We start from the raw sequence: 21,078 nt of genomic DNA, 5'->3' as shown, positions 1-21,078 counted from the left end.
CGATGACTCCACAAGTGTGAACAAGGCCACCGTGCTATGAGTATGGATATCCAGGTGGCGGAGGGCGACGTCGAGCGCCTGTCCCTCCGCGAGTACACCGAGAAGGCGTACCTCGACTACTCGATGTACGTCATCCTCGACCGGGCGTTGCCGCACATCGGCGACGGCATGAAACCGGTCCAGCGGCGCATCGTCTACGCCATGCGCGAGCTGGCGCTGAACGCCAGCGCCAAGTACAAGAAGTCGGCGCGCACCGTCGGCGACGTGCTCGGCAAGTTCCATCCCCACGGCGACAGCGCCTGCTACGAGGCCATGGTGCTGATGGCCCAGTCCTTCAGCTACCGCTACCCGCTGGTGGACGGCCAGGGCAACTGGGGCAGCCCCGACGACCCCAAGTCCTTCGCCGCCATGCGCTACACCGAGGCGCGCCTGTCGAAGTTCGCCGAGGTGCTGCTCGCCGAGCTCGGCCAGGGCACCGTGGACTGGACCCCCAACTTCGACGGCACCATGCAGGAGCCGGTGGTGCTGCCGGCGCGGCTGCCCCACGTGCTGCTCAACGGCGGCACCGGCATCGCCGTGGGCATGGCCACCGATATCCCGCCCCACAACGTGGGCGAGGTCGTCGAGGCCACCTGCCACCTGCTGCGCCACCCCGAGGCCACCACCGCCGACCTGGTGGCATACCTGCCGGGCCCGGACTTCCCCACCGCCGCCGAGGTCATCACCCCGCGGGCCGAGTTGCGCAAGGTCTACGAGAGCGGCCGCGGCTCGGTGAAGATGCGCGCCCGCTACGGCCTCGAGGACGGCAACGTGGTGATCACCGCGCTGCCCTACCAGGTCAGCGGCGCCAAGGTGCTCGAGCAGATCGCCGGCCAGATGCAGGCCAAGAAGCTGCCCATGGTGGCCGACCTGCGCGACGAGTCCACCCACGAGGAGCCCACCCGGCTGGTCATCGAGCCGCGCTCCAACCGGGTCGACATCGAGGCGCTGATGGCGCACCTCTTCGCCACCACCGACCTCGAGAAGAACATCCGCATCAACATGAACGTGATCGGCCTGGACGGCCGGCCCCGGGTCATGCCGCTCCCGGATCTGCTCGGCGAGTGGCTGCGCTTCCGCCGCAGCACGGTGCGCCGGCGCCTCGAGCATCGCCTGGGCAAGGTCCAGGACCGGCTGCACATCCTCGAGGGCCTGCTGGTCGCCTACCTCAACATCGACGAGGTGATCCGCATCATCCGCGAGGAGGACGAGCCCAAGGCCGCGCTGATCGAGGCCTTCGGCCTCAGCGAGCGCCAGGCCGAGGCGATCCTCGAGCTGCGCCTGCGCCACCTGGCCAAGCTCGAGGAGATGAAGATCCGCGGCGAGCAGGACGACCTGGAGGCCGAGCGCGCCCGCCTGGAGGAGCTGCTGGGCTCCGAGGCCGCGCTCACCGACCTGATCGAGGAGGAACTCCGCGCCGCCGCCCAGGACTACGGCGACGCGCGCCGCTCGCCGCTGGTCGAGCGGGAGGAGGCCAGGGCGCTCTCCGAGGTCGAGCTGCTCGGCGCCGATCCGATCACCGTGGTGCTTTCCGAGAAGGGCTGGATCCGCAGCGCCAAGGGGCACGACATCGACCCCGCCGGCCTCTCCTACAAGGCCGGCGACCGCTTCGCCCTGGCCGCCCGGGGCAAGACCAACCAGCCCCTGGTGCTGCTCGACGACACCGGCCGCGCCTACACCCTGACCGCCCACAACCTGCCCAGCGCCCGTAGCCAGGGCGAGCCCGTCACCGGCCGGGTCAACGTGGCCGCCGGGGCGCACATGGCCGGCGTCATGCTGGCGCCTCCCGACACCCGCTACCTGCTGGCCTCCGACGGCGGCTACGGGTTCGTGGCTCGGCTGGAGGCGCTCACCGGCAAGAACAAGGCCGGCAAGGCCGTGCTCACCCTGCCCAAGGGCTGCAGCGTGGTGCCCCCCCTGCCGGTGCCGGAAGGGGAGGGCATCAGCGTGGCGGCGGTCTCCAACGAGGGCCGCCTGCTGGTCTTCCCCCTGGAGCAATTGCCGGAGCTGGCCAAGGGCAAGGGCAACAAGATGCTCGACATCCCCGGGGCGCGGGCCGCCCGGCGCGAGGAGTTCCTCCGCGACCTGGCGCTGCTGGCTCCCGGCCAGGCCCTGGTGGTGCACGCCGGCAAGCGCAAGCTGACGCTCAAGGCCGAGGATCTCGACTACTATCGGGGGGAACGCGGCCGCCGCGGCAGCAAGCTGCCCCGGGGCCTGCAGAAGGTCGACCGCCTGGAAAGCTTGAAGCCGGAAGCTTGAAGCATGAAGAAAACCCGGCTCGGCGCTGGAAACCGGCACACTTCCGGCTTCCAGCTTCGAGCTTCTAGCTATCGGGGTTGTAATGACAAGACGACTGTTGATCCGCGCCACCGGGTCCGCTCGACCCGGCCAGCTGGCCGGGCTGGGCCGTGCCCTGGCCCAGAGCGGGGCACGCCTGCTGGACATCAACCAGAGCGTGACCTTCGGCATGGTCTCGCTGGAGGCCCTGGTGGGCCTCGACCATGACGTCGACCTGGAGGGCGCCCTGGCGGCGGCCGGCGATCACCTGGGGCTGGACGTCCAGGCGATCCAGGTCAGTGCCGAGGACTATCATCGCTGGAGCGTGGCGGCCGGCGAGCCCCGGCTGATCATGACGCTGCTGGCCCCCCACCTGCCGGCCGGGATCCTCGCCGAGGTGGGGGCGCTGACCGCCGAGCACGGCCTCACCGTGGAGCTGATCCACCGCCTCTCCGGCCGCGAGCCCCTGGACGGCGGCATGCCGGAGCACGGCGCCTGTGTCGAGTGCTGGCTGCGCGGCGAGGAGATCGACCTGGAGGCGCTGCGCGAGAAGGCCCTGGCGCTGGGCGCGGCCCACGGCGTCGACATCGCCCTGCAGGAGGACTCCATCTGGCGCCGCCATCGCCGCCTGGTGTGCTTCGACATGGACTCCACCCTGATCCAGGCCGAGGTGATCGACGAGCTGGCACGCCGCCACGGCGTCTATGACGAGGTGGCCGAAGTCACCGAGCGGGCCATGCGCGGCGAGCTGGACTTCCAGCAGAGCTTCCGCGAGCGCATGAGCAAGCTCAAAGGCCTCGACGAGTCGGTGCTCGCCGAGATCGCCGAGGAGCTGCCGCTGATGGACGGCCTGGAGCGGCTGATGCACCACCTCAAGCGGCTGGGGTATCGCACCGCCATCCTGTCCGGCGGCTTCACCTACTTCGCCCGTCATCTCCAGGAGAAGCTCGGCTTCGACGAGGTGCATGCCAACGAGCTGGTGATCGAGGACGGCAGGGTGACCGGCGAGGTCCGCGAGCCCATCGTCGACGCCGACCGCAAGGCCGCCCTGCTTCATGAGATCGCCGAGCGCGAGGGCCTGACCATGGAGCAGACCATCGCCGTGGGCGACGGCGCCAACGACCTCAAGATGCTGGCCGCCGCCGGGCTCGGCATCGCCTTCCGCGCCAAGCCGCTGGTCCGCGAGAAGGCCCGGCACTCCATCTCCACCCTGGGGCTGGACGCCGTGCTCTACCTGATCGGCTACCGCCAGGGCGACCTGGAGGCGTGAGGCGTTTTTCCCTGGCGCCGCCTCGCCAGTCGCGGTAGCGTCGGGGGACGCCCACGAGAATGCCAAGGAAAGCGTCATGACCCAGCCCCGCTATACCCCGGAACTCCTCGACGAGCTCAAGGTGCTCGGCCTGTTCAATCCGGTCAACCACCAGGAAGGCATCAAGGTGCACTCCAGCGCCGAGCCGACGATGATCGAGGCCACCCGGCGCCTGTACCAGAAGGGGCTGGTGACCCAGGCCGACGGTGGCTACCTCACCGCCCTGGGCCAGGAGGCGGCGGAGCATGCCCGCGACCTGCTGACGATCCTCGGCACGGCCGACGTGACCACCTGAGCCTCCGGCCGGCAGGCGAGAGTTGACAAGCCGCGCCGGGCCTGATTCTCTAGAGGCATGAACATGACATCGCGCAACCTCGTCCTCGACCTACGACTACTAGCCCGCCGCTGAGCGCGCCGGGCGATGTCGCTGCATCGCCCATCCGTACCGGTCGAATCGAGGTTGCTCCATGTCTACCATTGCCAGTATCACCCCCATGAACATCGTCGCCCGCCATGTCGCCCCTGTGGTCCGCTCGGTCCGCGGGGAGATGACGGTCGCCACCGTACACCATGACGACGCCCCGTCTGCCGCCCGGCAGCCGGGGCGTCGCCGTTTCTGAATGCCGCACCCGGGAGAACGCCACCATGATGCTCGATAACCCCTCCACCAAGTACCGCCCCTTCGTGGCCGTCGACCTGCCCGACCGCCAGTGGCCCAACCGGCGCATCGAGACGCCGCCCCAGTGGTGCGCCGTCGACCTGCGTGACGGCAATCAGGCGCTGATCGATCCCATGGACCAGGAGCGCAAGCAGCGTTTCTTCGACCTGCTGGTGAAGATCGGCTTCAAGCAGATCGAGGTCGGCTTCCCCTCCGCCTCCCAGACCGATTTCGACTTCGTGCGTTCGCTGATCGAGAACGACAAGGTGCCGGACGACGTGCACATCCAGGTGCTCACCCAGGCCCGCCCGCACCTGATCGATCGCACCTTCGAGGCGCTCAAGGGCGCCAAGAACGCCATCGTCCACGTCTACAACGCCACCGACCCGGTGTTCCGCCGGGTGGTGTTCAACGTCAACAAGGCCGAGTGCATCCAGATCGCGGTGGACGCCACCACCCGCATCCGCGAGCACATGGCGGCCGCGCCGGAGACGAACTGGACCTTCCAGTACTCCCCGGAGCTGTTCTCCACCACCGAGATGGATTTCGCCGTGGAGATCGTCGACGCCGTGGAGGCCACCTACGGTGGCAGCGTCGAGAAGCCGATGATCGTCAACCTGCCGGCCACCGTGGAGTGCGCCACGCCCAACAACTACGCCGACCAGGTGGAGTGGTTCTGCCGCCACGTCGCCCATCGCGACCACCTGATCGTCAGCGTGCATCCGCACAACGACCGCGGCACCGGCGTCGCCGCCGCCGAGCTCGCCGTGATGGCCGGGGCCGACCGGGTCGAGGGCTGCCTGTTCGGCAACGGCGAGCGCACCGGCAACGTCGACCTCGTCACCCTGGCCATGAACCTCTACACCCAGGGCGTGCACCCGGGCCTCGACTTCTCCAACATCACCCCGATCATGCGCGAGGTGGAGTACTGCAACCAGTTGCCGGTCCACCCGCGCCATCCCTACGTGGGCGACCTGGTGTTCACCGCCTTCTCCGGCTCCCACCAGGACGCGATCAAGAAGGGCATGGCCGCGCGTCGCGAGAACCCGGACGGCGTTTGGGAGGTGCCCTACCTGCCCATCGATCCGCTGGACGTGGGCCGCAGCTACGAGGCGGTGATTCGCGTCAACAGCCAGTCCGGCAAGGGCGGCATCTCCTACCTGCTGGAGCAGGAGCACGGCATCGAGCTGCCGCGCCGGCTGTCCATCGAGTTCAGCCAGGTGGTGCAGGAGGTGGCCGACCGGCTGGGCAAGGAGATCACCTCCGAGATGATCTACCAGGCCTTCGTCGACGAATACCTGGACCAGCGTGAGCCCTTCGCCCTGGTCAGCCACCGCATGTCCTCCGAGCCGGACAGCCCCACGGTGACCCTGGAGGCCACCATCGAGGAGCGCGGCGCGCGGCGCACCATCCAGGGGCAGGGCAACGGCCCGCTGGCCGCCTTCATCAAGGCGCTGGCCGCCGAGGGGCATGACGTGGAGATCATCGACTACCACGAGCACTCCCGCGGCCAGGGCGCCGACGCCGAGGCCATCGCCTACGTGGAGGTGCGCGTCGGCGGCGAGGCGGTGTTCGGCGTCGGCACCGACGAGAGCATCACCAGCGCCTCCATCAAGGGCGTGATGAGCGCCATCAACCGCAAGCTCTCCACCGAGGCTCCCGCGGCCAATGTGACGGCCGCCTCCTTAGCTTGAAGCCATAAGCGGGAAGCTTGAAGACACCCCGATAAACCCAGCCCCCATATCGATTCCTCGGCATGGGGGCTGGGCTTTCTTCTGGCTTCAAGCTTCAAGCTTCAGGCTTACAGGGGTGTCTTGCTGGCTTCACCGGGCACCTCGCGCACCAGGGTCGGCATCAGGAACCCCGGCAGCCGGGGGCGCAGCTCGGCGACCAGGGCCCGGGCCGTGTCGTCGGGTACCGCGAAGTGGGCGGCGCCGGCCACCGGGTCCAGCACGTGCAGGTAGTAGGGCAGCACCCCGGCCTCGAACAGTCGCTCGGAGAGGGCGGCCAGGGTGTCGGCATCGTCGTTGACGCCACGCAGCAGCACGCTCTGGTTGAGCAGGGTCACCCCGGCCGCCTGCAGTCGGCGGCAGGCGTCGACCACGGCCTGGTCGATCTCGTTGGCGTGGTTGACGTGCAGCACCATGACCTTATGCAGCCGGGTGCCGCCCAGCCAGGCGAGCAGGGCGTCGTCGATGCGATCGGGGATGACCACCGGCAGCCGGGTGTGGATCCGCAACCGCTTCAGGTGAGGGATGGCGTCCAGGCGCTCCACCAGCCAGGCCAGCTGGCGGTCGCTGGCCGCCAGGGGATCGCCGCCGGAGAGGATGGCCTCGACGATGGACGGATCGTCGCGCAGGTAGGCCAGGGTCTCCTCCCACTGGGCCCGGGACGGCGCGTTCTCCTCGTAGGGGAAGTGGCGGCGGAAGCAGTAGCGGCAGTTGACCGCGCAGGCGGGGCTGGCGATCAGCAGCACCCGGCCGGCGTACTTGTGGATCAGCCCGCGCCGGGGGGTATGGTCGGCCTCCGCCAGGGGGTCGGCCACGTAGCCGGGGGCGGCCTCGGCCTCCTCGCCGAGGGGCAGCACCTGGCGCAGCAGCGGGTCCTGGGGGTCGCCGGGCCGGATGCGCGCCAGGTAGGCCTCGGGCACCCGTACCTCGAACAGCGCATGGCCGGTCTCGGCGCCGGGCCACCAGCGCGGCTCGAGCTCCAGGCGCCGGCACAGTTCCCGGGGATCGCGGAAGGCGGCGGCGAGCTGGCGCTGCCAGGCGCCGGGAGACGGCTCGGCGGCCCGGCGCTGCAAAGGGATGGGGCTTCGGGTTATCATGCGGGGCACCCGTCGATGCGAGCGAGGGGATCCCCCTCGACCACCGTCATTTGCTTGCGCGCGCCCTCGGCCCTGGCCGGCGGCGCGCTGGAATATGGAACGATCATCATGGCGAACTATTCTACCAACGAATTCAAGCCCGGTCTGAAGGTCATGCTGGATGGCGATCCCTGTGCCATCCTCGAGAACGACTACGTCAAGCCGGGCAAGGGCCAGGCCTTCAACCGCGTCAAGCTGCGCAACCTGATGACCGGACGGGTCTGGGAGCGCACCTTCAAGTCCGGCGAGTCCCTGGAAGGCGCCGACGTCCTCGAGCTGGACATGGAGTACCTCTACACCGACGGCGAGATGTGGTACTTCATGCTCACCGACGGCTCCTTCGAGCAGTACCCGGTGGAGAAGAAGGCCCTGGGGGACACCGAGAAGTGGCTCAAGGAGCAGGTGGTCTACACCGTGACCCTGTGGAACGACAACGTCATCAACGTCACCCCGCCGAACTTCATCGAGCTGGAGGTCACCGAGACCGACCCCGGCCTCAAGGGCGACACCGCCCAGGGCGGCTCCAAGCCGGCGACCCTGTCCTCCGGCGCCGTGGTGCGCGTGCCGCTGTTCATCAACGAGGGCGAGGTGCTGAAGGTGGATACGCGGTCCGGCGAGTACGTCTCCCGCGCTTGAAGTGCGGCCCTTCCTGCACTCGCTCATACGGCGTTGAATCCCGAGACGGCTTACTCATTTAGCGCTGCTAAACTCCGCCGCCTTACTCGGGATTCGCCTTGTCTGAGCATCGCTCGGAGAGGGCTATAGCTGGGCTGATACGGTTCCAAGGCCACGCCAGCGGCGTGGCCTTGGCGATTCTGGAGACCCTCAAGATGATCGATGATTGGCGACCCTCGGCCGAGATCGCGACCCTGCGCGAGCGGGCGCGGCTCATCGCCGAGGTGCGGGCCTTCTTCGCCGAGCGCGGCGTGCTGGAGGTGGAGACGCCGGTGCTGGGCCACGGCGGCAGCACCGACGTGCACCTGGCCTCGCTGGCCTGTGCGGCCACCACCCCGGCGGGACGCGAGCGACTCTGGCTGCAGACCTCGCCGGAGTTCCACATGAAGCGGCTGCTGGCCGCGGGCAGCGGGCCCATCTTCCAGATCGCCCGCTGCTTCCGCGACGGCGAGGTGGGGACCCGCCACAACCTCGAGTTCACCATGCTGGAGTGGTACCGGCCGGGGCTCGACTTGGACGGGCTGATCGAAGAGACCGCCGCCTTGATCCGCCGGGTGCTGCCGATCGATCCCGGGCCCCTGCGCCGCCGCCGCTATCGCGAGCTGTTCCGCGCGTCCCTGGGCCTGGATCCCTTCCACGAGCCCCTGGAGGCCCTTCGTCGCCTGGCCGGGGAGAAGGGTGGCCTCTCGATGGCGGACGCCCCGCGGGACGATTGCCTGGACCTGCTGATGAGCCTCGAGATCGAACCGGGGCTCGGGCGGGAGGGGATTGAGGTGGTGGTGGACTATCCCGCCGGCCAGGCGGCGCTGGCCCGTCGCTACCGGGACCCGGAGGACGGCGAGTGGGTCGCCGCCCGCTTCGAGGTCTACCGCCAGGGCCTCGAGCTCGCCAACGGCTACGACGAGCTCACCGACGCCGAGGAGCAGCGGGCGCGCTTCGCCGAGGACAACGCCGCCCGCCGTGCCATGGGCCTGGCCGAGGTGGATGTGGACGCGCGCCTGCTGGCCGCCCTCGAGGCCGGCATGCCGGAGGGCAGCGGCGTCGCCCTGGGGCTCGACCGGTTGATCCAACTGGCGCTGGGCAAGGCCCACGTGGCCGAGGTGATGGCCTTCGCCACGCCCCGGGCCTGAGAGTCTTCGGGCGGGTCTGCTCGTCAGGAAGGGCTCGATGCCGCTTCCTGGCGAGGAACTGCTCCCAGCGTCTCGTCGAAGAAGCCCAGCCGCTCGCCCATCCGCACCCTGCGTTCCGTGTCCTGGGCGTCGAAGGCCACCGGCTCGGCGAAGGCCATCACCACGGTGGAGCCGAGCTTGAAGCGGCCCATCTCCTCGCCCTTTTCCAGGCGGACCGGGGTGTCGAAGCGCAGGCGCTGCACCTCGCCCCGGGGCAGGGGCGTGATCTGGCCGGCCCAGACCGTCTCGATGGCGGCGACGATCATGGCGCCGACCAGCACCAGGGCCATGGGGCCGTGGGCGGTGTCGAAGTGGCAGACCAGCCGCTCGTTGCGGGCGAAGAGGTTGGGCACGTGATGGGTGGTGGCGGCGTTCACCGAGAACAGCCGGCCCGGCACGTAGACCATCTCCCGGAGGGTGCCCGCCAGCGGCATGTGCACCCGGTGGTAGTCGCTCGGCGAGAGGTAGACGGTGGCGAAGCTGCCGTCGCGGAAGCGCGAGGCGGCCTCCAGGTCGCCGCCCAGCAGGTCGGCGGCGGTGAAGTCGTGGCCCTTGGCCTGGATCAGCCGGCCGTGGCCGATGGGGCCGAACTGCGAGAGGGTGCCGTCGGCGGGCGAGACCAGCCCCTCGCCGATGGGCCGCGCGCCGTCCTTCAGCGGTCGGGTGAAGAAGTCGTTGAAGCTCGGGTAGGCGCTCGGCTCCGGCTCGTGAGCCTCGCCCATGTCGACCTTGAACTGGCGGATGAAGGCGCGAATCAGGGCGTTCTTCAGCCAGCCGACGCGACAGTCGGCCAGTCGGCCGATCAGGCGCGAGAGCAGGTGCTGGGGCAGGGGGTACTGGATCAGGGCGAACAGCTTGGCTGGGGTCACGAAACGGAAGTCCCTGTAGGTATGTCGTAGATCAAGAGTTGAGCTGGAAGAGCGGCGCTTCGCGCCTGGAAGCTTGAAGCCGGAAGAAAACCCGGCTGGGCTTCGTCCGGAGCCTGAAGTCATAAGCTTGAAGCTGGAAGAAAATCCTCGATCCCTTCGGTGGCGGATTCAAGCTGTCTTCCAGCTTCCAGCTTCCAGCTTCCAGCTTCCAGCTTCCAGCTTCCAGCTTCCAGCTTACGGCTTCTCTATGGGCGTATCGTCGCGGTTGCCCCACTCCTTCCAGGAGCCGGCATAGCCGCGCATCTTCTCGAAGCCCAGTGCCCTGCCCACCAGCCAGGTGAAGCCGCTGCGGTGGTGGCTCTGGCAGTGGGTGACCACCTCCATGTCCGGGGTCAGGCCCAGGGCCTCGAGTTCGGTGATGAGCTCGGCATAGTCGCGGATGCGCAGGTCGCGTTCCTTGTCCATGGCGTCGGTCCAGTCCAGGTTCACCGCGCCGGGGATATGGCCGAGTCGCTTGTTGTCGCCCTTCTCGCCGTCGTACTCGGCCCGGGAACGCGCGTCCCAGATCGCGAAGCCCTTCTCGCCCAGGCGTTCCTGAAGCTCGGCGCGGTCGATGGCCACCTCCGGGTGGAGGATCTCGGCCTCGTAGCGGCTGGGCGTCGGCGGCGTCGGCTCGGTGGACACCGGCAGGCCGGCGGCGCGCCAGGCGTGGATCCCGCCGTTCAGGTAGGAGTAGCGGGTATGGCCGATCAGCTCCAGGGTCCACAGCAGCCGGCCGGCCCAGCCGCCACCCTCGTCGTCGTAGGCCACCACATGGGTGTCGCGGGTCAGGCCGAGGGACGAGAACAGTTCCGACAGGGCGGCCTCGTCCGGGACCTCGTTGGGCACCTCGCCCTTGCCGCGCAGCAGCCGCTTGAAATCCAGGTAGACGGCGCCGGGCACATGGCCCTGCTCATGGCTCTCCGCCTTCAGCGGCACGTCGATGACCAGCAGGGAGGGGGCGTCCAGCTGCTCGGCGAGGCGTTCGGGCTCGACGATCAGCGGCAGCAGGTTGTCTTCGGAACTCATGGCGCTCTCCTGGCTCGGGTTTCCGTCTTTTCTCTCAACTGTCTTCGAGACTATCGACGATTCGGCGATAGCTGGCAAAGCGGTCGGCGTGGACCTCTCCGGCCTCGACGGCATGGATCAGCGCGCAGCCGGGTTCCTGGCGGTGCCGGCAGTCCCGGAAGCGGCAGCGGCCGAGGAGCTCGCGGAACTCGATGAAGCCCCGGGCCACCTGATCCTCGTCCAGGTGGGTCAGGCCGAACTCGCGGATGCCCGGGGAGTCGATCAGCTCGCCGCCGCTGGGCATGTGGTAGAGCCGCGCCGTGGTGGTGGTGTGGCGACCCTTGCGGGAGTCCTCGGACAGCGCGCCGATGCGCAGTTCCTCGTCCGGCAGCAGGCGGTCGATCAGGGAGGACTTGCCGACCCCGCTCTGGCCGACGAACACCGAGGTGCGACCCGCCAGCCGCCGGTGCAGGGCATCCAGGCCGCCGTCCCGGGCCGTGGTGGTGGTCACCACCGGGTAGCCAAGTGACTCGTAGCGGTCCAGCAGCTCGCGCAGTGCGCCGCCCGAATCCGGCAGCAGGTCGATCTTGTTCAGCACCAGCACCGGGGGGATGCCCGTGGCCTCGGCGGCCACCAGGTAACGATCGATGAGGTTGGCGTGGGGCTCGGGCTCCACGGCGAAGACGATCAGGATCTGGTCGATGTTGGCCGCCACCGGCTTGAGCTGGCCCCGGGGATCGGGACGCTCGAGCACGTTGTCGCGCTCGCCGCGGGCCACGACCACGCCGCTGCCGTCCTGCCCGGCTCTCCAGATCACCCGGTCGCCGGTGACCAGGCCCTCAAGGTTGGCCCGCAGGTGGCAGCGCACCGGCGCCTCGCCGCCCTCGGGCAGCACGTCCAGGGTACGGCCGAAGTGGGCGATCACCCGGCCGGGCTGCTCGGGACCGTATTCCCCGGCGGCCAGCTGCTCGGATTCCTTGGCGCCGCGCTTCTCGGCGCGCCTGGCGCGTTCGGCCTGGATCTTCTCGATGCGCCAGCGCTGCTGGCGGCTCAACTTGCGCTTGCTCATGATGGCCCGAAGGTCGGTACAATGGCCGCATTGTACTCATCAACGGGACCGGCTGTCGCCGGCCGCCCGACAAGGAAGCCCCATGGCCGCAAACCAAGAGACCCCCGACCCGCGTACCCAGCGCCTGGTGTGGATCGACCTGGAGATGACCGGGCTCGACCCGAACCGCGAGCGCATCATCGAGGTGGCCACCCTGGTCACCGACGCCGACCTCAACGTCATCGCCGAGGGGCCGGTGATCGCCGTCCATCAGCCCGATAGCCTGCTCGTGGCCATGGACGACTGGAACCAGAAGACCCATGGCGAGTCCGGCCTGGTCAAGCGGGTCAAGGAGAGTCGCGTCGACACCGCGGAGGCCGAGCGCCGTACCCTGGAATTCCTGCGCCAGCACGTGGCGCCGGGCAGCTCGCCCATGTGCGGCAACAGCGTCCACCAGGACCGCCGTTTCCTGGAGCGCGAGATGCCCGAGCTGCTGGCCTTCTTCCACTACCGCAACCTGGACGTCTCGACCCTCAAGGAACTGGCCAAGCGCTGGAACCCGGGCGCGCTCGCCGGCTTCAGCAAACGCAACGTCCACCTGGCCATGGACGACATCAAGGAGTCCATCGCCGAGCTGGCGCATTACCGCCGGACCTTCCTGCGTCTGGAGGATAATGCCCGCGATGAAGAGGAGTAGCCGCAAGCGCCGTGCCGCCAAGTGGCGAGTAGCAAGTGACCTCACACCTCAGTGACCTCGGGTGGGATGTCGTGTCTTTCTACTTTCTACTTTTTACTTGAACCTCGGAGGACCGCTTGGCCGCTAGGTGTGTAAACCCACCAGGTTGTTCACGGAAAGGCCTAACCGGTGAACCGGAGAGCAGTAATCCAAACTGGCATGCGGCCGATGCCAGTTGTACTGGTGCAGCCAGGCCGGCAGATGTTGCCGGCGCTGCTCCGAGCTCTCGTAGGACCGCGCATAGGCCCATTCGCGAAGGGCGGTTTGAATAAACCGCTCTGCCTTGCCATTGGTGCGTGGGGTATAAGGGCGAGTGCGCTTGTGCGTTAGCCCCAGGCGCCGGCACAGGCGCTGGAATGCCTTGGATTTGTAACAGGCGCCGTTGTCGGTCAGGACACGGGCGAAGCGAACCCCGAGCCGCCGGTAATAACGCATCGCGTCCAGCAGCGCGTAACACGCGCTCCAACCGGTTTCATTGGGATAGAGGGTGCCGAAGGCCACCCGTGAGTGATCGTCGATAGCGATATGGACATACTCCCACCCCGCGCCGGGCGTGTTCTGCTGGCGATCGCCCGTCACCCGATGGCCCGGGCGTTCGAAACGTCCGTAACCGGTCGCTGAACACACCTTCTGCGAAGGGCCTTGGCCGGTGACAGTAGGTGCCCACGTAACAATAGATGGGCACCTATTCATGACATCCCCAAGCACCGAACGCGAGGTCCGTCGTCGCCGTCGCTATACCCCGTCGTTCAAGGCCAAGATCGTCGCGGCCTGCCTACAGGGCGACGCCTCGATTGCCCAGATCGCCCTGCAGCACGGGCTCAACACCAACCTCGTCCAGACCTGGATTCGCAAGGCCAAACGCCAGAGCCAACTGCCGACCGTGCCGGAGTTCGTGCCACTTCCGGCCCCGGCAGCAACGGCTGATTCCCCTACGCCTCCCACTTCCGCCGCGGCAATCCGGATCGAGGTGCCCTCGGCGCATGGCACGATCACCGTGCGTTGGCCGGTCGCCGAGGCGGCCCAGTGCGCGCAGTGGATGAAAGGGCTGCTGGGATGATCCGTATCGACGAGATCTGGCTGGCCACCGAGCCGCTGGACATGCGCGCCGGCCCGGATACGACGCTGGCTCGGGTGGTGAAGGTGTTCGGCGCGGCTCGCCCGCACTGTGCCTATCTCTTTGCCAACCGTCGCGGCAACCGCATGAAGGTGCTGGTTCACGATGGCCTGGGCGTCTGGCTGTGCGCCCGGCGTTTGAACCAGGGCAAGTTCCACTGGGCCGGTAACTGGCACGGCGATCGCGTCGCGCTGTGTTCCGAGCAGGTGACGGCGCTGGTGCAAGGCCTGCCCTGGCAGCGTCTCGGTGCCGACGGGGTGATCTCGGTCGTGTGATGAGCGGCACAGACTTGGCGGCCCGGCTATTCGCGGATGCGCTAATCCCGCTGTCGCCGGCGGGCTGGCATACTTGGCGGATGAAAACGCCGCCCGATCTGTCCCAGCTCACTCCCGATCAACTCCGTCACCTGGCGGCAACCCTGATGTCGCAGGTCGAGCAGCAGGAACAGGCACTGGCGCAGAGTCAGAAAACGCTGCGGCATACCGAGCAAGTCAATCAGAAGCTGAGCTACGAACTGGCGCTGCTCAAGCGCCATGCCTTCGGCAAGCGCAGCGAGCAGCTCAACGTCCTGCAGATCAGCCTGCTGGACGAGGTGGTGGATGCCGACATCGCCGCCATCGAGACCGAGCTGGAGGACCTGAAGCTCGCCTCCGCGACACCGACGCCCAAGAAGGCGCCCAAGCGCGCCCCCTTGCCGCCCGAACTCCCGCGCACCGAGATTCACCATGATCCGGAGAATGATCTCTGCGCGTGTGGTTGTCAGCTGCGGCGGATCGGCGAGGAAATCAGCGAGAAGCTCGACTACACGCCGGGCGTGTTCCACGTCGAGCGCCATATCCGTGGCAAGTGGGTCTGCGACCAGTGCGAGACGCTGACCCAGGCGCCGATGCCGGCGCAGATCATCGACAAGGGCATTCCCACCGCCGGCCTGTTGGCCCAGGTGCTGATCGCCAAGTATGCCGACCACCTGCCGCTCTATCGTCAGGAGCAGATCTTCGCCCGGGCTGGCGTGGCGATTCCGCGCTCCACCCTCGCCGAATGGGTCGGCGTCTGCGGCGTGCGGCTCCAACCGCTGATCGATGCCTTACGTGACCTACTGCTCAGCGAGCCGGTGCTGCATGCCGACGAGACCCCGGTGCCGATGCTGGCCCCGGGCAAGAAGAAGACGCACCGCGCCTACCTCTGGGCCTACGCCACCACGCCCTACGCCGGGTTGAAGGCGGTGGTCTACGACTTCAGCGAGAGTCGCGGCGGGCAGCATGCCCGTGACTTCCTCGGCGACTGGCGGGGCAAGCTGATCTGCGACGACTACAGCGGCTACAAGCAGAGCTTCGCCAACGGCGTCACCGAGATCGGCTGCATGGCCCATGCGCGTCGCAAGTTCGTCGACCTGCATGTGGCCGGCAAGAGCCAGATCGCCAAGCAGGCCATCGAGCTGATCGGCCAGCTCTACCAGGTGGAGCGCGAGGCACAGACGCTCACCGCGGAAGAGCGCCAACGACTGCGAGAGACACGAGCGAGGCCCATCGCCGACGCGCTGCACCGCTGGATGCTGGCTCACCGCGAGAAGGTGCCGAACGGCTCGGCGACGGCCAAGGCGCTGGACTACAGCCTGAAGCGTTGGGTGGCGCTGACACGCTACCTCGACGACGGCGGGCTGACGATCGACAACAACCGGGTTGAGAACCTGATTCGCCCCTGGACGCTGGGCCGCAGCAACTGGCTGTTCGCCGGGTCACTGCGCAGCGGCCAGCGCGCCGCCACCATCATGAGCCTGATCCAGTGCGCCAAGCTGAACGGCCATGAGCCCTACGCCTACCTGAAGGATGTGCTGGAACGGCTGCCGACACATAAGGCCAGCCAGCTCAGCGAACTCCTGCCTCACAACTGGCAGCACACCGACTGATTACCGGCAAGCGGTGTTGCCCGTTCGCTTACAAACGTCCCAACTTCTTGATATCCAAGTGCAGGAGATCCCCTGGCGCGTCATGTTCATAGCGGTTATCAGGCCTTGCCGGTGACAGCAAGGCCAGCCGGTTCAGCCCCTTGCGCTTGAGGATCCGCGCCACCGTGCTCTGCCCGATGCCCAGCGCCCGGGCGATCTGGCGATAGGTCTGACGCTGCTGACGACGTTCGATGACCTGCTCCACGGTGGCGGCATCGGTGGCACAAGGGCTCCGCCCCGGGCGCGACGAGCGGTCTTGAAGCCCCGGGAGGCCTTCTTCGCGGAACCGGCGGACCCACTTGTAGACCGTTCTCACACTGACGCCCTGAGCTTGAGCCACTTCCCTTGGCCGTATCCCTTCATCGATGACACGACGTGCCAGCAGGGCTCGACCATGTGGGGTAAGACGGGCATTCTGGTGAGTGTTCATCCGGACCTCCTGGAGCGATTGGTTGGTTCGCATCTCCAGTCTTCCGGGTAGGTTCCGGATGAACAACCTACCGAGAGATCACAGCTAGGCGCTTTCCGTGGCGATCAGCCGCTCGCGCTTCTCCCGCTGGCGGTCCAGCGCCCAGCGCACGTGCTCGCGGACCAGGTCGGAGGGGTAGGGCAGGCGGGCGCGCAGGACGGCTTCCACGCTCTCGCTCCAGGGGGCGTTGCCGAGCCCCACCGCCAGGTTGCGCAGCCAGCGCTCGTAGCCGATGCGCCGGATGGGACTGCCGGCGGTCTTGTCCAGGAACTCCTCCTCGCTCCAGGCGAACAGCGCCGTGAGCTCGGCTCGGTCCAGGTCGTGGCGGGGGGCGAAGTCGGCCTCCCGGCTGACCCGGGCGAAGCGGGTGAAGGGGCAGACCAGCTGGCAGTCGTCGCAGCCGAACACCCGGTTGCCCATGGCGGCGCGAAACTCCTCGGGGATGGGCCCGAACAGCTCGATGGTGTGATAGGAGATGCAGCGCCTGGCGTCCACGACCCTGTCCTCGACGATGGCGTCGGTGGGGCAGGCCGTGCGGCAGGCGCTGCAGCTGCCGCAGTGCTCGGCCTCGAAGGGCGCGTCCACCGGCAGAGGCAGGTCGGTGTAGAGTTCGCCGAGGAAGAACAGCGACCCGGCCTTGGGGTTGAGCAGCATGGCGTTCTTGCCGAACCAGCCGAGGCCGGCCTTGCGGGCCAGGGCGCGCTCCATCACCGGGGCGGAGTCCACGAAGGCGCGGTAGCCGAAGGGACCGGCCTCCGACTGGATCCACTTGGCCAGCGTCGCCAGGCGCTTGCGCATCAGCTTGTGATAGTCGCGGCCCACCGCGTAGCGGGAGACGTAGGCCTTCTCCGGCCGGGCGAGCATCTTCGTCGTCTCCACCTCGGCGGGCAGGTAGTCCAGGCGCACGCTGATCACCCGCGCAGTGCCGGGCACCAGTTCCTCGGGACGCGTGCGCTTGGTCCCGTGCTTGGCCATGAAGCCCATCTCGCCGTGGTGACCGGCGTCGAGCCAGCGCTGCAGGCGGGCCTCGTCCTCGGCCAGGTCGACGTCGGTGATGCCCACCTGCTGGAAGCCGAGTTCGCGCCCCCAGGTCTTGATGCGCTCGGCCAGCCGGTGGAGATCGGGGGCGTCGCCTTGGGGAGACGGCTGGGTCATGATTCAGGAAACACCGTGCGGAAAGGCGCCGCGACGCTTGGCGTCCGGCGAGAGAAACGACACACTCCATGGTAAAGCATCGCGTTCAGGGGAGATAGCGCATGACGGGGTCGTCCCATGCCGCCGGTGTCCAGGAGGGCAGGGCGCTGTATCGCGCCGAGCAGGTCCGGGAGCTGGATCGTCGCACCATCGCCGCCGGCATCGAGGGCTTCGCCCTGATGCAGCGGGCCGCGGCGGCCGCCTGGCGGGTGCTGAGGGAAGCCTGGCCCGAGGCGCGCCGCCTGAGCGTGTTGTGCGGCGGCGGCAACAACGGCGGCGACGGCCATGTGCTGGCCGCGCTGGCCGCGGCCGAAGGGCTCGAGGTCCAGCGCGTGGTCCTGAAGCCCGTCGAGGAGCTCTCGGGGGACGCCCGCCGGGCGGCGGACATGGCCACGGCCGCCGGGGTCGGCCTCCAGCCCTGGACGACCGGGCTTTCGCTGACCGGCGAGGTGTGGGTGGATGCCCTGCTCGGCACCGGGCTGTCCGGGGAGGTGCGCGGAGCCTTCCGCGACGCCATCGCCGCGCTCAACGACGGCCCCTGGCCGGTGCTGGCCATCGACATTCCCTCCGGCCTGCATGCCGATACCGGGGCCGAGCTGGGTATCGCGGTGCGGGCCGATCGCACGGTCACCTTCATCGGCGACAAGCTGGGGCTGCACACCGGCCGGGCCCCGGCGCTCACCGGTCCGGTGTGCTTCCGCGATCTCGAGGCTCCCGCCGAGGCGCGCGCGGGGCTCGCCCCGGCGGCCCGGCGGCTCCACCGGGGCCTGATCGCCGCGGCCCTGCCGCCGCGGCCCCGGGACGCCCACAAGGGCGCGGCCGGTCATGCCCTGGTGCTCGGCGGGGCGCCGGGCTTCGGCGGCGCGGCCCTGCTGGCCGCCGAGCACTGCGCTCGGCTCGGGGCCGGCAAGGTCAGCCTGGCCACCGCTCCCGAGCACGTCACCGCCAGCCTGGTGCGGCGTCCCGAGGTGATGGTGCACGGGGTGCGCGGCGCCGCCGACCTCGGCGAGCTGCCCGCCCAGGCCGGCGTGCTGGTGGTGGGGCCGGGCCTGGGTCAGGGCAGCTGGGGACAGGCCATGCTGCAGGCGGCACTGGCCGCGGGCCGTCCCCTGGTGGTCGATGCCGATGGCCTCAACCTGCTGGCGCATCGCTTCACCGGCGAGCATCGCGACGACTGGCTGCTCACCCCCCATCCCGGCGAGGCCGGCCGCCTGCTGGGCATCGGCGCCGCCGAGGTGGAGGCCGACCGTCCCGCGGCGGCCGCCGAGCTGCAGCGCCGCTATGGTGGGGTGGTGATCCTCAAGGGCGCCGGCAGCCTGGTGGCCGGGCCCTCGGGGCTGGCGGTGTGCCCCTACGGCAACCCGGGCATGGCCAGCGGGGGCATGGGCGATGCACTGTCCGGGATCCTCGGCGCGCTGCTGGCCCAGGGACTCGACCCGGAGACCGCCGCCCGAGTCGGCGTGATGGTGCATGCCCTGGCCGCGGACATGGCCGCCGCGACGGGCGGCGAGCGTGGCCTGCTGGCCGGCGATCTGGCATCCTGTGCGCGAATTCTGGTCAACCCGACGATGGGCGAAGACGATGCAGCTGCGACTCGATGACGAGGCCCGCCAGGTGGCCTTCGGGGAGGCTCTGGGCCGGGCCCTGGCGGGCCATGGCCGGGTCTATCTCGAGGGTGAGCTGGGGGCGGGCAAGACCACCCTGACCCGGGGCATCCTGCGGGCCTATGGCCATCGCGGGGCGGTGAAGAGCCCCACCTACACCCTGGTCGAACCCTATGAGCTCGAGGGGATTCGGGTCCACCACTTCGATCTCTATCGTCTGGGCGACCCGGAGGAGCTCGAGTTCATCGGCGGCCGCGACCTGCTGGCCGACGACGCCCTCTGCGTGATCGAGTGGCCGGCCCGGGGCGAGGGCTGGCTGCCGGCCCCGGACCTGGTGGTGCACCTGGCCCTGGCCGACGGGGGACGCCGGGCGACCCTCACCGCCGGCAGCCAGTACGGTCGCCGGGTGATCGAGCGCCTGGCCGACGATCCGGCCCTGCCGTCCGCGCGACCGGCCGAGGAGGACAACGACGCCTTATGAGGAAGGGAGTCCTGCGTCGCCGCCTGCTCGGGGGCCTGCTGGCGCTGGCCCTGGCGGTCCCGGCCTCCGGGCTGGCCGCCAGCATCGATAACCTGCGCCTCTGGGCGGCGCCGGACCATGCCCGGCTGGTGTTCGACCTGTCGTCGCCGGCCCAGGCCGAGGTGTTCCGCCTCGACGACCCGCGCCGGCTGGTCATCGACCTGCAGGACACCCGCCTCGCGACGGATATCGAACGGCTCGACCTGCAGGGCAGCGCCATCCGCCGAGTCCGCACCGGCATCCGCGCCGGGGACGACCTGCGCGTGGTGCTGGAGCTCTCCCGGGCGATCGAGCCACGCCACTTCACCCTGGCGCCCAACGAGCAATACGGCCACCGCCTGGTGGTCGATCTCGAATACCCCGGCGAGAGCGCCGTGGAGGATCCCATCGATCCCATCGAGGCGATGATCCGCGAGCAGGAGATCGCCGCCGACCGGGCCCAGGCGGAAGCCGTGGCCGAGGGCCGCGACCCGGCCTCGGTGGCCGCGGTCCTCGAGCCCGCCCGTCCGCATCCCAAGCGCGACATCATCATCGCGGTGGATGCCGGCCATGGCGGCGAGGACCCGGGGGCCATCGGGCCCAGCGGCGTGCGGGAGAAGGACGTCGTGCTGTCCATGGCCCAGCGCCTGGCGCGCCGGATCGATGCCACCGAAGGCTTCAAGGCGGTGATGATCCGCGACGGCGACTACTACGTGGGCCTGCGTCAGCGCACCCGCATCGCCCGGGAACAGAAGGCCGACTTCTTCGTCTCGATCCACGCCGATGCCTTCCGCAGCCCGCGTCCCCACGGCAGCTCGGTCTATGCGTTGTCCCAGAGCGGTGCCACCTCCGAGACCGCCCAGTGGCTCGCCGCCAGCGAGAACCGTTCGGACCTCATCGGCGGCGTGGACGGCAACCTCTCCCTGGACGACAAGGACGAGGTGCTGCGCGGCGTGCTGCTCGACCTGACCATGACCGCGACCCTCAACGACTCCCTGACCATCGGCGGTCAGGTGCTCGATCGCCTGGGGCGGGTCAACGACCTGCACAAGTCGCGAGTGGAGCAGGCCGGCTTCGTGGTACTCAAGTCGCCGGACATCCCCTCGCTGCTGGTGGAGACCGGCTTCATCTCCAACCCCGACGAAGAGCGCCGGTTGCGCGATGCCGGCTACCAGCAGCGCATGGTCGAGGCCATCTTCGGCGGCATCGAGGCGCATTTCCGTCGCAATCCGCCCCCGGCCAGCCTGCTCGCCTGGCGGCGGGACCAGGGCCGCGACACCGCCGGCAACGAGTATCGCATCCAGCCCGGCGATACCCTCTCCGAGATCGCCGCCCGTCACGACGTGCCCCTGGTGCAGCTGCGCCAGGCCAACGAGCTGGAGGGCGATGTCATCCGGGTCGGGCAGGTGTTGCGGATACCCCGTTCATAAGCTGGAAGCCTGAAGGGCGGCGCTGCGCGCCTGGAAGCTGGAAGTCCCCGGCTTCGCCGGGAGCTGAAAGTCTTGAGCTTGAAGCTAGAAGATGGACCTTGATACCAGAATTGGTGGCTACAAGCTG

The 21,078-nt window shown here is 68.9% G+C and carries 18 protein-coding genes and 2 pseudogenes; 13 read left to right on the top strand and 7 right to left on the bottom strand.

Features of this window, described 5'->3' with window-relative positions:
- Nucleotides 1-36: 36 nt before the first annotated feature.
- The 4 genes from parC to leuA all read left to right on the top strand — a co-directional run bounded on the left by parC (nucleotide 37) and on the right by leuA (nucleotide 5,977).
- The gene (gene parC, locus BEI_RS13775; RefSeq protein ID WP_097790059.1) at nucleotides 37-2,298 is read left to right on the top strand and encodes a DNA topoisomerase IV subunit A; all 2,262 of its coding nucleotides are present in this window, start codon (nucleotides 37-39) and stop codon (nucleotides 2,296-2,298) included.
- 82 nt (nucleotides 2,299-2,380) lie between these two features.
- The gene (gene serB, locus BEI_RS13770) at nucleotides 2,381-3,586 is read left to right on the top strand and encodes a phosphoserine phosphatase SerB (RefSeq protein WP_097790058.1); all 1,206 of its coding nucleotides are present in this window, start codon (nucleotides 2,381-2,383) and stop codon (nucleotides 3,584-3,586) included.
- A 76-nt stretch (nucleotides 3,587-3,662) separates the two neighbouring features.
- Nucleotides 3,663-3,920 (top strand): TIGR02647 family protein, encoded by a 258-nt coding sequence (locus BEI_RS13765; protein WP_097790057.1) that lies wholly within the window; start codon nucleotides 3,663-3,665, stop codon nucleotides 3,918-3,920.
- A gap of 350 nt (nucleotides 3,921-4,270) precedes the next feature.
- Nucleotides 4,271-5,977 carry a 2-isopropylmalate synthase gene (leuA, locus tag BEI_RS13760; RefSeq protein ID WP_097790056.1) on the top strand — a complete coding sequence of 569 codons (1,707 nt, stop codon included), beginning with the start codon at nucleotides 4,271-4,273 and terminating at the stop codon, nucleotides 5,975-5,977.
- Nucleotides 5,978-6,084: 107 nt separating this feature from the next.
- Here leuA and epmB read toward each other — a convergent pair whose 3' ends face one another.
- Nucleotides 6,085-7,110: an EF-P beta-lysylation protein EpmB gene (epmB, locus tag BEI_RS13755; RefSeq protein WP_097790055.1), complete on the bottom strand. Its 1,026-nt coding sequence runs from the start codon at nucleotides 7,108-7,110 to the stop codon at nucleotides 6,085-6,087.
- A 108-nt stretch (nucleotides 7,111-7,218) separates the two neighbouring features.
- Between epmB and efp the strand changes: the two genes are divergently transcribed.
- Nucleotides 7,219-7,785, top strand: coding sequence for an elongation factor P (efp, locus tag BEI_RS13750; protein ID WP_097791090.1), 567 nt, complete (start codon nucleotides 7,219-7,221; stop codon nucleotides 7,783-7,785).
- A 194-nt stretch (nucleotides 7,786-7,979) separates the two neighbouring features.
- The gene (epmA, locus tag BEI_RS13745) at nucleotides 7,980-8,954 is read left to right on the top strand and encodes an EF-P lysine aminoacylase EpmA (protein WP_097790054.1); all 975 of its coding nucleotides are present in this window, start codon (nucleotides 7,980-7,982) and stop codon (nucleotides 8,952-8,954) included.
- A 23-nt stretch (nucleotides 8,955-8,977) separates the two neighbouring features.
- On the opposite strand, the gene asd is transcribed toward epmA, so the two are convergent.
- The 3 genes from asd to rsgA form a co-directional block, all read right to left on the bottom strand.
- Complete coding sequence (asd, locus tag BEI_RS13740) at nucleotides 8,978-9,862, bottom strand: archaetidylserine decarboxylase (protein WP_097790053.1); 885 nt, start codon at nucleotides 9,860-9,862, stop codon at nucleotides 8,978-8,980.
- 234 nt (nucleotides 9,863-10,096) lie between these two features.
- On the bottom strand, nucleotides 10,097-10,930 hold the full coding sequence (locus BEI_RS13735; protein WP_097790052.1) for a sulfurtransferase: 834 nt from the start codon (nucleotides 10,928-10,930) through the stop codon (nucleotides 10,097-10,099).
- 34 nt (nucleotides 10,931-10,964) lie between these two features.
- Nucleotides 10,965-11,978, bottom strand: coding sequence for a small ribosomal subunit biogenesis GTPase RsgA (gene rsgA, locus BEI_RS13730; protein ID WP_097790051.1), 1,014 nt, complete (start codon nucleotides 11,976-11,978; stop codon nucleotides 10,965-10,967).
- A gap of 82 nt (nucleotides 11,979-12,060) precedes the next feature.
- On the opposite strand from rsgA, the gene orn reads away from it, so the two are divergent.
- Nucleotides 12,061-12,654, top strand: coding sequence for an oligoribonuclease (gene orn, locus BEI_RS13725; protein ID WP_097790050.1), 594 nt, complete (start codon nucleotides 12,061-12,063; stop codon nucleotides 12,652-12,654).
- Between the two features lie 123 nt (nucleotides 12,655-12,777).
- Here orn and BEI_RS13720 read toward each other — a convergent pair.
- Nucleotides 12,778-13,299 (bottom strand): annotated as a pseudogene (locus BEI_RS13720) (integrase core domain-containing protein); the annotation flags it as partial.
- 85 nt (nucleotides 13,300-13,384) lie between these two features.
- Between BEI_RS13720 and tnpA the strand changes: the two are divergent.
- The 3 genes from tnpA (at nucleotide 13,385) to tnpC (ending at nucleotide 15,716) form a co-directional block, all read left to right on the top strand.
- Nucleotides 13,385-13,753: an IS66-like element accessory protein TnpA gene (gene tnpA, locus BEI_RS13715; RefSeq protein ID WP_097788507.1), complete on the top strand. Its 369-nt coding sequence runs from the start codon at nucleotides 13,385-13,387 to the stop codon at nucleotides 13,751-13,753.
- Nucleotides 13,750-14,085, top strand: a complete 336-nt coding sequence (tnpB, locus tag BEI_RS13710; RefSeq protein WP_097788508.1) for an IS66 family insertion sequence element accessory protein TnpB — start codon at nucleotides 13,750-13,752, stop codon at nucleotides 14,083-14,085. The genes tnpA and tnpB overlap by 4 nt, the downstream gene beginning before the upstream one ends.
- Nucleotides 14,086-14,165: 80 nt before the next feature.
- A complete protein-coding gene (gene tnpC / locus BEI_RS13705; RefSeq protein WP_097788509.1) occupies nucleotides 14,166-15,716 on the top strand; it encodes an IS66 family transposase in 1,551 nt (516 codons plus the stop codon).
- A 37-nt stretch (nucleotides 15,717-15,753) separates the two neighbouring features.
- Here the strand turns inward: tnpC and BEI_RS13700 are convergent.
- A pseudogene (locus BEI_RS13700) lies at nucleotides 15,754-16,185 on the bottom strand (leucine zipper domain-containing protein); the annotation flags it as partial.
- An 84-nt stretch (nucleotides 16,186-16,269) separates the two neighbouring features.
- Nucleotides 16,270-17,379 carry a tRNA epoxyqueuosine(34) reductase QueG gene (gene queG / locus BEI_RS13695; RefSeq protein ID WP_097790048.1) on the bottom strand — a complete coding sequence of 370 codons (1,110 nt, stop codon included), beginning with the start codon at nucleotides 17,377-17,379 and terminating at the stop codon, nucleotides 16,270-16,272.
- 101 nt (nucleotides 17,380-17,480) lie between these two features.
- On the opposite strand from queG, the gene BEI_RS13690 reads away from it, so the two are divergent.
- The 3 genes from BEI_RS13690 to BEI_RS13680 are packed head-to-tail and all read left to right on the top strand — an operon-like array spanning nucleotide 17,481 to nucleotide 20,951.
- The gene (locus BEI_RS13690) at nucleotides 17,481-19,019 is read left to right on the top strand and encodes an NAD(P)H-hydrate dehydratase (RefSeq protein WP_097790047.1); all 1,539 of its coding nucleotides are present in this window, start codon (nucleotides 17,481-17,483) and stop codon (nucleotides 19,017-19,019) included.
- A complete protein-coding gene (gene tsaE, locus BEI_RS13685; protein WP_097790046.1) occupies nucleotides 19,000-19,503 on the top strand; it encodes a tRNA (adenosine(37)-N6)-threonylcarbamoyltransferase complex ATPase subunit type 1 TsaE in 504 nt (167 codons plus the stop codon). The genes BEI_RS13690 and tsaE overlap by 20 nt, the downstream gene beginning before the upstream one ends.
- Nucleotides 19,500-20,951 (top strand): N-acetylmuramoyl-L-alanine amidase, encoded by a 1,452-nt coding sequence (locus BEI_RS13680; protein WP_097790045.1) that lies wholly within the window; start codon nucleotides 19,500-19,502, stop codon nucleotides 20,949-20,951. Before tsaE ends, BEI_RS13680 begins: the two co-directional genes overlap by 4 nt.
- Nucleotides 20,952-21,078 lie beyond the last annotated feature (127 nt).

This window comes from Halomonas beimenensis, assembly GCF_002549795.1.
Lineage (GTDB): Bacteria > Pseudomonadota > Gammaproteobacteria > Pseudomonadales > Halomonadaceae > Halomonas > Halomonas beimenensis.
Note: the sequence above shows the minus strand (reverse complement) of the source record. Positions and strands in the feature narration are given on the sequence as shown.